Here is a 12,725-nt window from a genome sequence, read left to right on the forward strand (position 1 = left end):
TTCGGAGTGATTTGACACGTGTGAAGAATGCGCCGTGGTGTGCGACAAGCTACCGATGTTGTTATCTTCGCGGAAGCCGAGTCTCTTCGTCCGACAATCCATGGAAAATGCTTTGACCAATTCTCGATTCTTGGATGCAAATCGTCCATCGATGGATGATCGGGCTGCCGGGCAGTCGAGCGATGATCTCATTGTACAAACGAATAACCTGACCAAGCGATATGGAACGTTTGAAGCGTTAACTCGCTGCAATCTTGATGTTCGCCGAAACGAGATCTTCGGGCTACTTGGCCCCAACGGCGCCGGCAAGTCGACACTAATACGGCTCCTACTGGGATACCTACGCGTCACGTCAGGTTCATGCCAAGTCGCCAGTTTTGATCCGGTCGTCGATTCCGTAGCCGTGCGGCGAAACGTCGCCTACCTGCCCGGTGATGCCCGATTGCCACGTCACATGCGGGGCGATGGCGTCCTAAAATTCTTTTCCCAAATGCATCCGCTCGGCGACCTCGCCCGTTCCCTCGATGTCGCCGAACGACTGGAACTGGATCTGTCGCGACGGGTCGCGTTCATGTCGACCGGCATGCGACAAAAACTAGCTTTGGCGGTTGTCTTCGGCCCGCGAACGCCCTTGCTCATCCTGGACGAACCGACCGCTAATCTGGACCCCACCGTTCGCAATGAGGTTCTCGAATTAGTCCTATCCCAGCGAGGCGAAGGACGCACGGTCATGTTCTCGTCGCACGTCCTTAGCGAAATTGAACAGACATGCGATCGAGTCGCTTTCCTGCGAAAAGGTGAACTGGTCAAACGCCTGACCATGCAAGAACTTTTTCAACGTCACCGATTGACCGCTATCCTCAACGAATCACCATCAGCCGGTATCTCAGCAGACAGTGCCTTAACAGCGAACGGACAGACCAGAACAGCCGAGACGGTATTGGGGGCCGTTCCCGATGCGTTAGCGGAATCTATCGAGGGCGTTCAAGTCGAGGGAAAGCACGTGCGAATCGACACCGCTGGCGACTTAGGGCCAGCCTTATCATGGCTGGCATCCCTTCCGTTGCATCAAGTTCGAATCGAGCCACTAGGGCTGCACGCGGTATACCAGTCCGTTCACCTGAGCCCGCGGTCACTCGCTCCGGCCAGCAATCAATTCCCGCCTGACGAAATGGTACCTAAGAAGACCTCGACAACCGGTGACAAAATTGCCGCGACCAACAACGATGGAGGCCGACCATGATTTCGCTTCGAGATGTCGGCGTCGATCGCATGATGATCCGCAAGTTCACTGGACAATCATCGTTGCTATTCATTTTTCTGGCGATTGCGTTGTTCGCGTTTGGTTGGGTCCGAGTGTGGGTCGTCAAGCTTTTGGACATGGAAAAGTTCCAGGCCATTTTGGAACAATTCCGCGAGTACGAACGATTCGCGCCGGTGGAGTTCGAAGCCTTACTTTCGTACTCCGGCCGTGTCGGCATGACGTTTGATGAACCCATCGTGATCCTATGCACGGTGATCTGGTGTATCTCCCGAGGCAGCGATGTCGTCAGTGGCGAACTGGGACGCGGCACACTCGAAATGTTGCTCAGTCAACCGATTAGCCGTACCCGATACTTGCTCTCGCATGCGGTCGTCAGCATCGCAGGCCTGGCCCTATTGTGCAGCATCTTGTGGGCTGGCATCACGATTGGCATCCAGACGACAACGCTGACCGAAACGATTCAGCCACCGTCGATTAACATCCCGTTCACATCGATCCGCGTGCCACTGGACAACAGCGAACCAGTTCAACGAGATTTCCCGATGAGCGAACGGGTCGATCCGAGGACCTACTCGGCTTCTGTTTTCCAGTTGTTCTGTTTCGGGTTCTTTTTACTCGGACTTAGCAGTTGCTTCAGCTCAATCGATCGCTACCGCTGGCGAACGATTGGAGCCGTGATGACGATCTACGTACTCCAGCTCGTGATGTACGGCCTCGGTAAAGCAGCCGAATCGTTGTCATGGCTGCAAAGCTATTCGTTCTTCAATTGCTACAAACCGCAACAGATGACCTCCCTGGTCCGAGATGGCAATCTGTGGTCTCCCTGGGATTGGTCCACACCGATCGCCCCAGACGCGTTTCCACCGATGTACTACCCGGTATTGTTGCTGGCATTGGGCCTATTGGCGTACGGAATCGCCATCGTCCGTTTCGACCGCCGCGACCTCCCCGCACCTCTCTAATCCCACCGCAGCCCCAACCTGCAACCTGCAACCTGCAACCTGCAACCTGCAACCTGCAACCTGTGTTCCTGTGTTCCTGTGTTCCTGTGGTCCTGTGGTCCTGTGGTCCTGTGGCCCTAAACTCCCCCCAACTTCCCCCTTGATTTCAATCCCGCGGAATTGCTACAGCAAGAATCCCAGGAAGAAACTCCGCCTTCACTTCCGCGCAGTCCTTCTTGGAAATCAATTCCGCAATCGCTCTGGCGGTTTGCGAACGGACTTTATCCCCGCTCAATTGCCCACTCGATAGATTGACCAAGCATGAACTCTCCAGCTTCATTCGCAGGCGAAACCGGTACCGCCGCTCCCTCGACCCTCGACGGCACGATTGCTGCTGAGAACAACGCTCCCATGCAGGGCATCGCTGACGCGACGTCCAACTTAATCGGCAACATGACCGAAGGCGATTTCAGCGGCGTCGCCACTTACGCAACCACTCACCTAGCCCCCGCCATGCTATCCGCAGGCATTGGGTTGTTCGTCATTTTCCTTGGCTACTTGGTCGCCAAGTACCTGATGCGAATCATCAGCCAACCGGTTTGCCGCCGCGTCGACGAAACGCTTGGCAAGTTCGTCGGCAAAATGGTTTTCTACCTGATTATGTTCGGTGTCGTGGGTGCCGTTCTTAGCAAGCTCGGCGCACCGCTCGGCGGACTCGCCGCCATGCTTGCTGCTGCTGGTTTTGCAATTGGCCTCGCCTTCCAGGGCACACTCAGCAACTTCGCTTCGGGCGTGTTGATGCTGGTCTTCCGTCCGTTCAAAGTGGGTGACGTCGTCACCGCCGCTTCGGTAACCGGCAAGGTCAACGAAATTGATCTGTTCACGACCACACTCGACACCCCAGACAACCGCCGCATCATCGTTCCCAACAGCGCGATCGCTGGCGGCACGATTGAAAACATCACTCATCACGCACACCGCCGTGTCGAAGTATGCGTGGGCGTGGACTACACCGCCGACCTGCAAACGACTCGCGACTCACTACAACAAGCGATCGACAACCTCAGCGACGTAATGATCCCCGGCGAAGGCCGCGGCAGTGCGGTTGTGCTAGCGGGACTGGGTGCCAGTTCGGTTGATTGGAAAGTTCGCATGTGGGTTGCCGCATCGAACTATTGGCCTGCTAACGAACGACTGATAGCCGAAGTCAAAACGCAACTCGATGCAGCCGAAATCGGAATCCCGTTCCCACAAATGGACGTGCACGTCAAAAACGAAGAAGGCGCTGCCGCCCTGGGTGGAACACCTAAAGTCCGCCCATCGCGTCGAGCATCAGAACGAATGGCTGGCTAGTCAACCGATCTTGGCAACCTCAGTAAGACTACGCCGAGTCCATAGGCCCCTCTACTGAGGACATTAGTGTTCGGTGGCCGCCCGGATTAGGCGGCCATCGAAAAAGTTTTGCGGCCGCGAACGGAATAAGCGGCCCCGAGACTGCCCTTCCTCGCTGGCATGGGAAATTGCGAAAGCGTTGGAAATTCGCTGGGCAACTCATTGGACCTTCCCACCAAACAAGCCGGTATCCGAATGCCGATTCGATCGGTTATCCTGACTGTGACGTGAGTTTTCACCCAGTTTGGAATGCGATCATGTGGCACACCGTCGACGGCGAACGGATCTTAGAGAGGCATCAAGCCGCTCTCCTGCAAGCGGCAATCGAAAGCTGCATCGACATGGTCCACCTTCGTTCCACGCAAACCACGTTTCAGCAGAAAACAACGCCCGCCTCGACGTCCCATCGATCGTTGACGCCCGAAGACGCACTAAACGACGCAAACACATTCTGCTTCGAGACCGGGATTGAACTGTTCGATGTTCTCGATCCTGAAGAACAATTGGCCTGCATCCATTTGATCGCTCGATGCTTGTTAACACCGTATCGCCTCAGCCAACCGGTAGCGGCGATCCACGACGCGACGATCGCTGCCCTGTTCGCCTGCCTAAAACACAACGTCGAAGACGAAATTTTCGGCGACATGCAGGACAGCAAGACTGACCTTGTTTCTGAGTTGAAACATGCCCCGGCAACTCGATGGCGACGATTAGTTTACGATGCATGGTGTGATCGTGAAGCAGACTCGCCGGAAGACTCTTCCGTTGTGCGCCACTCATCAAACGATCAATCCTCTGAACCTGAAGACCTCGACGAGATCAGTTTCGTTCGTTGGGATGCAATGATCGAAGAACTCAGCGATCCACTTCTCTTCGACCGAGACTTCGAACTAGCCGAACAATTCCTGGATGCCAGCCCTCTCGCTGGACGGCAAGCGAAACAGCAATTAGGCATCACCAACGATTACTTTGTCGAAGCGGCACCCACAGTCCCCGCTGGCGGATTCGATAACTTGATGTCACAAACACGTAAGCTGATTCAAAGCAAACCTCGATAAAGCTGCAAGCACATGCGACGCTCAGACATTTAAAACCGAGCATCGAACAGCCAGCCCCGCATCACCGGCAATCAAGAAGCAAGCGATCTTTTAAAGGCGTGAAATCACCGATCGCTTCTACTTCAGACATTCGGTTTGCATCGCTACCACGGTAGCCAATGATCGACGCGTTCCCATTTCATCCGTCAAGTTACTTGCACTGAAGCCGACGTCGCGAAACTCTCATGCATGTCCTACTGACGAACGATGACGGCATTGACGCCCCAGGACTACAGGCGCTCTCCGAATCAATTCTATTCTGGGCGAAACAAAGGAAACACGAGCCCGTCCGGCTGACCGTAGTTGCACCCGACGAAGGGCGCAGCGAGTGCGGGCACAGTGTCATTCGGTCAGGCGAACTGCATGTCAGCGAAGTGAGTCCAAACTGGTACGCGGTCTCCGGTACCCCCGTCGACTGCGTCCGAGTCGCACTGAACTGTTTTTGCCCCGATGTCGACTTCGTGGTTTCAGGGATTAACGCGGGCGCTAACGTAGGCGTCGACATTCTAATGAGTGGAACAGTAGCCGCGGCCCGAGAAGCGGCCATCCACGGCAAGTCGGCGATCGCCATTTCTCACTATCGCCATCCGGATGTTCCCAAAACTTGGGACCACACACCCCATTGGCTGATCAGCGTATTCGACCGATTCTTACAAAGCCCGGTAAATCCTGCACAGACACCCCGAGAAGTGAACGGTGATCCAGGCCTATTGTGGAACGTAAATCTTCCTGCGGTCACCCCAGAGCCCAACAAAACCCCGCCGATACACGACTGCTTCGTCGACCCACTTCCGTTGCGAAGACGGGGAGAACTCCAGCTAGCAATCAACAATGCGGAAAAAGTCCAGTTACAACGGACTCCGGTTCGCCTCGCGAGCGACTTTCATGGACGAGAAAGGAAGCCGGGCAGCGACGTGCACCTGTGTTTTTCAGGCAACATCACAATCAGCGAGCTACGGGTTTTCTAACCTGCGCGTCAGGTCAGTTTGTAGCCTGAGACAATCACATGGACGCGTGCATACGCAGACCGATCAAGCCTCGATGAACAACATCTGTCTCCCTAACGGACCGGGAGAACTAGTTTTCGGTCAGCGAATCTGTCCGACGAGCCTGAACGATATCAAGTGCGACCATAGCAAGGCACTGCCTTCCAAAGGTTCCGACCACGGATACCGCCATCTTGCCGACAACCGGCAAACAACATGCGATCAAGCCTTCAACATCGTGCTCCAGGGCAGCAAGCACGCGACCGAACCAACCAATCACACATCGACACGTCATTCAACGGAATCGAGACCCAGGAGCTTAGCGATCGAGTTGGCTGGCAACCGCGATCTCAGTTTCCAACATTGATCCGGCGGCCGATGTCGAGGACTTGGGTGCAGCTTTGATCTCGGGCTTCAATTCGCCACGTACGATCGACACCTCGCGAGGAGCCTCGATGCCAATGGCAACTCGGTTGCCGGCAATACGATTGACGGTCAATACGATGTTGTCACCGATGACCAACTTTTCCCCTTCTTTGCGACTTAAAACTAACATACTGAATCCCTTCGAGTTGAATTTGGAAGTGGTAAGGAGGAAGACGGCGAATTGCCGAGTTCCTGTACAGCATTCCGCAGGCCAAACGTCCGAATAATCGGAAAATCGACACCATTAGAGCAAAACGGCGGATTTACATACAAAATCCTCGTGTTTTACTCAAGTTTTCACAAACGGCGTGTTTTTGATCAAAGTGACCGTTTATGGAACAGATGAGTCATTTGTCCTGAGAAATCTTGTCAAAACGAGACAGCGTCTCAACGTGAGACACAAGAAGTAACTCCTCGTCTGACACAAGTAGTATCAGTCCGGGGTGTGACACGTTTGGTCACTGCCGAGAAGAAAAGAACACAAAAGGTTTGAGAATAGGCTCAACAAGCTTCCCGCTGCGAGCCGAAAACGGAACCTTGGAGTGAAATGGGGAGGAATCCGAGATCGAAAAAATGTCTCGATTCGGAGGCCCACCCCGTCTTGCTACCGAGAATGATCCTCGATAAATTCTCTGCATCTTGCGGGAACGATTCGTCGGGTCCTCAAGAAGAGCTTCAATCCCCTGTAGCTCAGTTGGTAGAGCAGGCGGCTGTTAACCGCCTTGTCGCAGGTTCGAGTCCTGCCGGGGGAGCTTAGTGGCTAAGTCACTACAAGCCGATGCGAGACAAACCCAGTTATTTACGGGGTTTTCTTCCATCGGCTTTTTTTGTGTCTCGGGATGTCCCCCCTTAGCCTGCACAGTCTGTGGTGGATTTCGTGGTGCTTTTCCGGGCACCCCTCCCACGTCGTCGGATACGTCCTTCGATGCTTCCGGTGGCGTTGTTGTCACGCCCGCAATCTTGGCACCCTCGATGACCGCGCGGTCGAAACTCGATTGCATCGTCATCGCATAGTGCTTGTTGGCGACTTCTGGCGAATTGCCTAGCCAGCTTGTCACGTCCTTGGCGGGATAGTGGGCGAGCAATTCCGTTTCGCGGGTTGCCCGTAGGTTCTGCATCAACTTCGGCCACGGGACCAATCCGGCTCGGGTGACGATCTTTTCCATCGTCGTTAGGACGTTGGCGTCCGCGTCGTATCGTGTGACCACCAACTCGGCACCGTCGGGGGCAAACTCCTTCGCTCGCAGCAAATGGGGCCGCAACTCGGGAAAGATCGGACAGCGGCGAATCGGTGGCGTCTTATTGCTTCGCACGATCATCGTGTTGTTGGGCAGGTCGATGTCCGCCCATCGTTGGATTCGCGTTTCGTGTGAACGCATCCCACCGTAGCGAGCAAACGCCAACATGATCCGCCAATCTTCGCAGTGGGCTTTGCAGATGCACGCTTCGATCCAGTCCCCCGGCACCATGAAAAGACGATCATCGTTGCCCGTGACGGCCGATGCTTCGCCTTCAAATGGATTGCGAGAAATCAATTCATGTTTGACGGCCGATCCGAAAAACTGCTTGCACCGTCCGATCGTTCGTCGCACCGTGTTCTGCGCCAGCCCAGTGGCGTACTTCTTTCGTTCGTTGCCGTTGGTTTGCAGCCACTTACGGTAGGTTTCCGCGTCCCCCGCGTTGAACGTGTCGATCCGCTTGTCATCGCCAAACTTATGGCAAAGGCTCCGCGCCGTCACCGTCAACAATTCGATCGTTCGCGGTGAACCGGGGTGGTCGTCGATGTAGTCATCGCACCACTTACGTATCGTCGGGGCTTGCTCGGGTTCCGGTTCCGGCTCCGCGACTTGCAACGGCGGCGCGAGTCCTTTTTTGACCAGCTTGGCGTACAGCTTGCCGGATGTTTCGGCCAACTTGGCGAGCCATTGGGCCGTTTCGTATTCAGGATCGGCTCCGACAATTTGCCGGCCGACAATATGTTCAATCTTGCTACCAATAGATTCGGCAGCACGCTTAGAAATCTTGCCGGGATAGATGCTTTGCGGTTTGCCATTGGCATCTTTAAACCGGATCTCGATTGTCTTGTTCTTCTTTTGGATAATCGTTGCCATCGTGTTCATCTCTACAAAAGAGTCACCAGGATAAAGTAAAGTGCGACGGCGGGCCGGTGATGATCCCCGTCCTTCGGAAACTTCCCTAGCCGTCGCACTTGCAATCCACCCTCATTGGGTTCGGTAACACGAGTAAGTTGCCAAACTGTGTCGCTCGGTCGGAAGTTGTTTAGCTGACAACAGTGATCGTGTACCAATCTTTCCGACCAGTTGGCTGGGACGATCGCAACTTAGATGCGTTCGCCCCAGCAAATTAGTTCGCTGCGCCGGGGCAGACGCAAACCCTAAGTCGGAGTTCCCTTCTTACCTGTAGGACTCGCCGTACACTCCTCTAGCACATCAAATCGAAAACGCACTGAGCCGCCTATGACGAACTTCACACTGTCAGGCAAAGTGCCATCTAGCAACCAACGGTCGATGGTTCGCTCAGTCACCGAGAAATACGCAGCAGTCTCTTTTTTTGTCAGCGGTCGGTGAACAGCCGGGAAATCAGATCGTTCGTTACTCATTGGTAGAAATACCTGCTTGGGAATCTTTGGATATGGTCTTCTTTTTACTTTTAAATCGTTGCTCGCGGTTGATTCTCTCCACGCAAGCCAATAGCTCTTTGGTTTTGATCCAGCGACTAGCTGCGTCCGGATCACATTGCGAACATCGCCAAGAACCGGTCAAGGACTGGGTGTCGCAAAACCTCTGACACCCACTGCACTGATCGATCTCGTCAGGCGATAGTTCGTCGTAAGCGACGAGAACGACATCGGGATGAACGATCGAATCATCTGTGAGCACCCATTGCACGGCCTCGCATTCTCCACAGATGACACTGGAATCCGTCTCGATAAGCATCGCAGATTTGCAGTGGCGGCAATCATTGCCCGATGACAGTTCGAGTACCGAATCACGTACCGCCGAAGCCTCTACGCTCGGCGACGGCACTGCGTTTCCGAACAAGCCGTCAAGTAGTCCACGATGCACCGGAGAGGGTACAACGTGCCCTATGTGCCCCAATGTGCCCTCCCTTGTGTAAATATTAGTAGTAAAGGCATTCGGGGCAGGGTACGAAGGGGACGTAGGGCACGAATCCAGGCATGTGTTAGTGCGGATCATAAATGCTCCTCGTTTCCAAGGTCGAAGGCGTAACGCTCTGCGATCGCGGTCACAACATCTGGATGGACCTTGAAAAGCCGCTTGCCGTTTGTTTTGCTCGTCCGCAGGTCATAGCGTTTCAACACTGACGCTACTCCTTTGGCCGACCAAACGCTATCCACTACGTCTTCATCAATCAATCGTGATGCCTTTAGGACTTCTCCCGCCGTCGGGCGGAATCCTTGAACCAGCAAACTTCGCAACGCCATTAAAAACACGCCATCCGCCTGCGGCACCGCATCATCGGCAGCAATCGCACTTTGCTTCTCTGCATGATCGATGAGTAACTGGAGTATGGCTGGATCGTCTGCATGCTCAACAATGCTCAGCAATGGCCCCCAAAGTTCCGTATCGCGGTTGGCAAGCGCGTTCGCTGGCGGCGGTGTTGCGATCGCAGCGTAACCATACTCAAGTGCCCAGCAATGCAGTGCATCGAGCACCTCATTGAACGACTCGGGTGAATTGTCGAGCGAGCGACGTGCTTGCGGATCGCTTTTTGACGCTCGTTGCAAGCGAACTGCAATGCACCGACTCGCTAAGGCCGGCGGTAACCCGCGAATAGCTCCCAGGACGACGGGGCCATAGCAATCGAACGTTACCGAACGAAAAGTATCTCCATGAGGCTCCATCCGCACCGCTGTGCCGCCACGGCGATAGCCCGACAACAGAATGGATAGCACCTGCTGGACATCCTGAGCTCTTGGATCCCCCATTCGCTCGACTTCGTCCAACATCATTACGCCACCGAACGCATGACGAATGCGGAATATTGTCGCCGCTGAGGCATTGCCCGTCATCGTTGGTCGAAAGGCCAACCTGTGCAGCACGTCCATCGTCCGAGTTTTGCCGGAGTTTGCTGGCCCCACCAAGTTGATGTACGGTACCGCAGGAAGTGCTGGATATAAGTAGGTCATCATGACCCAAGCGGCCAATGTTAGCCCATGACCGTCCGCACTACTTGGTGGCAGAACGATATAACGGTCGATCTGCTCCGCCACCATTCGGAGCACCTCCCCGGTCGTCGGCACCGAAGCACCTGAAAGCCACCTCTCTCGGCTATTGAGACTCCACCGGTTATATGCCTTGACATCGGTTGTTGTGGGAATGGAACAATGTGGTGATAGCCAGATGGTCTCTCCGGGAGCGATCTCCAAACGGTCTGACAGCGGCTCGCATCGCCGACCTTCCGGCGACCGTAGGTAGTGTTTCCATGACCCGACAATACCGGAACCCGATTGACGCTGCACCGGAATCGCGATAGCAGAAATATCTTCGCGGATAATCAATTCTGGTCGTACCACTGCGGTCGTCGGTAGTTCACTCCCACCATCGTCATCGGCGACACGTCCGGAATCGTCACTAAACGATTGCTGATCGAGCCGATCGGCGATTCGAAGGAATTCTGCATTTAGCGAGTCCTCAGTAACTGCACTTTGATCGCCGAGCTTTTCCATTACCGCAGCGACATACTTGCGTCGGTCCGACGCCTTAGCGGGCGTAACCCGGTCTCGATGAACTGTATCCTCGCCAAGTCGGCAAATCACGTCGGCAGAGCCGTTGCGACCATTAGCGTTTGCCACCAAAGCTAAATTCGGAGACGATTGCTCCACTGTGATCTCGGTTGGTTTGTCAACGCTCATAGTGTCACCTCCGATGAAATCTTCAGGCTGCGTGTCGGCACTCGATCAGCCGCAACATCGATCACTTCCTTAGTAACACCGGACTGCACCCATTCCCGTGCATCCTTAAAGCCATCCGGCGGAATCAAGACGCGTACGGATCGACACATTGTCAACAGTGAATCTGCCAGTCGGTTAGCACTCGCAATGCCAACGCTGTCTCGGTCCGCAACAATCACACACTCCGAGACAAAGAGACAACGCACCTTTCCCATTTCAACGCCCAGCGAACTGGACGCGGATGACCTCCCGATCGCTTGCAGTCCGAGCGACAGTAGCGAGGCGGTGTCTGTCGGCCCCTCGGCGACATAGAGTCGATCCAACGGAGCAGTCAATCCGGTGGGCACGAACACGCCTGTACATCCACCTCGTACAGCCCACTTCCTATCATTGGCGAGGGATCTAAGGCGGACACCAACAATGTTCCCCATTGCGTCCTCCATTGGCCACGTCATGGCTTGGTGCCGCGACGACCATCCGACCTTCAACAGCTTAAGACACTCAATCGGCAATCCGAGGTGATCGGAAAACGATTTCCAGCTACGTGGTGTCATGGCTGCGTGCGACTCCAATGCGACATTCATGATGTCGGATTGTTGGCTGCTACTTATTCGAGGCTGAGCGGCTCCGATCTTCAGGATGCTGACGATATCCCTGGGTTTGAACGCTGCCTTCGGACTCTGATCAAGCATGCCCAGCCAGTCAGCCAGCCACCGACAAGCAGAGAGAAAATCAATCTCCATGAACCACTGCAACGTAGCAAGTCCATCACCCGGCCTGATGACGCTGCCGGTTGTAAAGCAGTGACGGCAGTGCACCGCACCTCGATTACGAACATCTCGAAACGCAGCGAACCGATTCTTTCCGTCGCCACACCTGGGGCACGGGTGTCCACGACCATCAAGTAAATGGCTAGGGATACCTGCCGCACCCAGTATCTCTATCCACTGACCAAAGGCAGCATCCTTCAGTTCATCTACCGGTCGACAATTACGATACTTGTGCTTCTTACTCATATATTGTTTCCAAAGAACGCATCAGCCACCAGGAATGGAGGCAGGGCGAATAAATAACAACGTGAACAGGGGCAGATGCGACTCAATACCTGCCCAAGATTGCCGCAAATGCTACGGCGACAGCCGCCACCGATCGAAACCGGTGGCGGCGCTAAATGAGACGTGATTCGGTGGTGCCGACGGCGAGTTGCGTCTGCACCAGCTATGCCACTAGCTTCCTAAGCCGAAGGGGTAGTAAAAGCCAAGCTGTTGCTCGATCCGCAGCAGTTCTACTGAGTCAGAGGCATCGTCAGCTGCCCATGTCGCGTTGACTGCAGCGATCACCGCTTGGCAAAGGCTATGCTGATCTGATCGCCCCAGTAGTCGCTCATCGACTTCTGATTCGATGCGCAAGAGTTCAACCGCTCGCCACAGCACCTCAGTGAGCGGCACTCCCTCTGGTCGCTCTACAGGAGGGCCAAGCTCTCGAACGAGCAGCCTTGGCACCTGAATACCTCGCAACTCCTCCCAGCTCAGAGTCTCCTGTCCGCTGTAGCGATCGGCGATGTCGCAAATCATCTCAGGCATCCAGCGAGGCACCATCACCGACTTCGCGGTGGCGATGCCACCGGGTTCATTTGATGCAGGCACGTTAGGCGAGTACACTACTTCAGTCATGTGTTTTCCT

11 protein-coding genes, 1 tRNA gene and 1 pseudogene are annotated in these 12,725 nt (G+C 54.8%); 7 read left to right on the forward strand and 6 right to left on the reverse strand.

The genetic code is table 11. The features are described from left to right. Positions 1-130 precede the first annotated feature (130 nt). The 5 genes from ACR3ZL_RS20375 (at position 131) to surE (ending at position 5,662) form a co-directional block, all read left to right on the forward strand. A complete protein-coding gene (locus tag ACR3ZL_RS20375) occupies positions 131-1,243 on the forward strand; it encodes an ABC transporter ATP-binding protein (RefSeq protein WP_473653506.1) in 1,113 nt (370 codons plus the stop codon). Next, positions 1,243-2,226, forward strand: a complete 984-nt coding sequence (locus ACR3ZL_RS20380; RefSeq protein ID WP_473653505.1) for an ABC transporter permease subunit — start codon at positions 1,243-1,245, stop codon at positions 2,224-2,226. The genes ACR3ZL_RS20375 and ACR3ZL_RS20380 overlap by 1 nt, the downstream gene beginning before the upstream one ends. Positions 2,227-2,616: 390 nt before the next feature. After that, positions 2,617-3,558, forward strand: a complete 942-nt coding sequence (locus tag ACR3ZL_RS20385) for a mechanosensitive ion channel family protein (RefSeq protein WP_473653504.1) — start codon at positions 2,617-2,619, stop codon at positions 3,556-3,558. A 266-nt stretch (positions 3,559-3,824) separates the two neighbouring features. Then, the gene (locus ACR3ZL_RS20390; protein WP_473651257.1) at positions 3,825-4,655 is read left to right on the forward strand and encodes a hypothetical protein; all 831 of its coding nucleotides are present in this window, start codon (positions 3,825-3,827) and stop codon (positions 4,653-4,655) included. A gap of 224 nt (positions 4,656-4,879) precedes the next feature. Next, a complete protein-coding gene (gene surE, locus ACR3ZL_RS20395; RefSeq protein WP_473651256.1) occupies positions 4,880-5,662 on the forward strand; it encodes a 5'/3'-nucleotidase SurE in 783 nt (260 codons plus the stop codon). A 109-nt stretch (positions 5,663-5,771) separates the two neighbouring features. Here the strand turns inward: surE and ACR3ZL_RS20400 are convergent, their stop codons facing one another. Next, positions 5,772-5,975 (reverse strand): hypothetical protein, encoded by a 204-nt coding sequence (locus ACR3ZL_RS20400; protein ID WP_473651255.1) that lies wholly within the window; start codon positions 5,973-5,975, stop codon positions 5,772-5,774. Positions 5,976-5,999: 24 nt separating this feature from the next. After that, on the reverse strand, positions 6,000-6,236 hold the full coding sequence (locus ACR3ZL_RS20405; protein ID WP_473651254.1) for a carbon storage regulator: 237 nt from the start codon (positions 6,234-6,236) through the stop codon (positions 6,000-6,002). Between the two features lie 549 nt (positions 6,237-6,785). On the opposite strand from ACR3ZL_RS20405, the gene ACR3ZL_RS20410 reads away from it, so the two are divergent. Both ACR3ZL_RS20410 and ACR3ZL_RS20415 read left to right on the forward strand, forming a co-directional pair. Further along, positions 6,786-6,858 (forward strand) — tRNA-Asn (locus ACR3ZL_RS20410). A gap of 397 nt (positions 6,859-7,255) precedes the next feature. Next, a complete protein-coding gene (locus ACR3ZL_RS20415; protein ID WP_473651252.1) occupies positions 7,256-7,495 on the forward strand; it encodes a hypothetical protein in 240 nt (79 codons plus the stop codon). Between the two features lie 182 nt (positions 7,496-7,677). Here ACR3ZL_RS20415 and ACR3ZL_RS20420 read toward each other — a convergent pair. From ACR3ZL_RS20420 to ACR3ZL_RS20435, 4 genes and pseudogenes are all read right to left on the reverse strand, one after another. After that, a pseudogene (locus tag ACR3ZL_RS20420) lies at positions 7,678-8,226 on the reverse strand (tyrosine-type recombinase/integrase); the annotation flags it as partial. Positions 8,227-9,320: 1,094 nt separating this feature from the next. After that, positions 9,321-11,003: a hypothetical protein gene (locus ACR3ZL_RS20425; RefSeq protein WP_473651250.1), complete on the reverse strand. Its 1,683-nt coding sequence runs from the start codon at positions 11,001-11,003 to the stop codon at positions 9,321-9,323. Continuing rightward, positions 11,000-12,058 carry a primase/helicase family protein gene (locus ACR3ZL_RS20430; RefSeq protein WP_473651249.1) on the reverse strand — a complete coding sequence of 353 codons (1,059 nt, stop codon included), beginning with the start codon at positions 12,056-12,058 and terminating at the stop codon, positions 11,000-11,002. The genes ACR3ZL_RS20425 and ACR3ZL_RS20430 overlap by 4 nt, the downstream gene beginning before the upstream one ends. 210 nt (positions 12,059-12,268) lie before the next feature. Continuing rightward, a complete protein-coding gene (locus ACR3ZL_RS20435) occupies positions 12,269-12,715 on the reverse strand; it encodes a hypothetical protein (protein ID WP_473651248.1) in 447 nt (148 codons plus the stop codon). Positions 12,716-12,725 lie beyond the last annotated feature (10 nt).

This window comes from Rhodopirellula sp. J20-39, from assembly GCF_057365095.1.

Bases quoted from the DNA above. Each gene is read 5' to 3' on its own strand.
- surE (WP_473651256.1), top strand. From the start codon at position 4,880: ATGCATGTCCTACTGACGAACGATGACGGCATTGACGCCCCAGGACTA.
- ACR3ZL_RS20435 (WP_473651248.1), bottom strand. From the start codon at position 12,715: ATGACTGAAGTAGTGTACTCGCCTAACGTGCCTGCATCAAATGAACCC.
- ACR3ZL_RS20430 (WP_473651249.1), bottom strand. From the start codon at position 12,058: ATGAGTAAGAAGCACAAGTATCGTAATTGTCGACCGGTAGATGAACTG.
- ACR3ZL_RS20405 (WP_473651254.1), bottom strand. From the start codon at position 6,236: ATGTTAGTTTTAAGTCGCAAAGAAGGGGAAAAGTTGGTCATCGGTGAC.
- ACR3ZL_RS20400 (WP_473651255.1), bottom strand. From the start codon at position 5,975: ATGACGTGTCGATGTGTGATTGGTTGGTTCGGTCGCGTGCTTGCTGCC.
- ACR3ZL_RS20425 (WP_473651250.1), bottom strand. From the start codon at position 11,003: ATGAGCGTTGACAAACCAACCGAGATCACAGTGGAGCAATCGTCTCCG.
- ACR3ZL_RS20385 (WP_473653504.1), top strand. From the start codon at position 2,617: ATGCAGGGCATCGCTGACGCGACGTCCAACTTAATCGGCAACATGACC.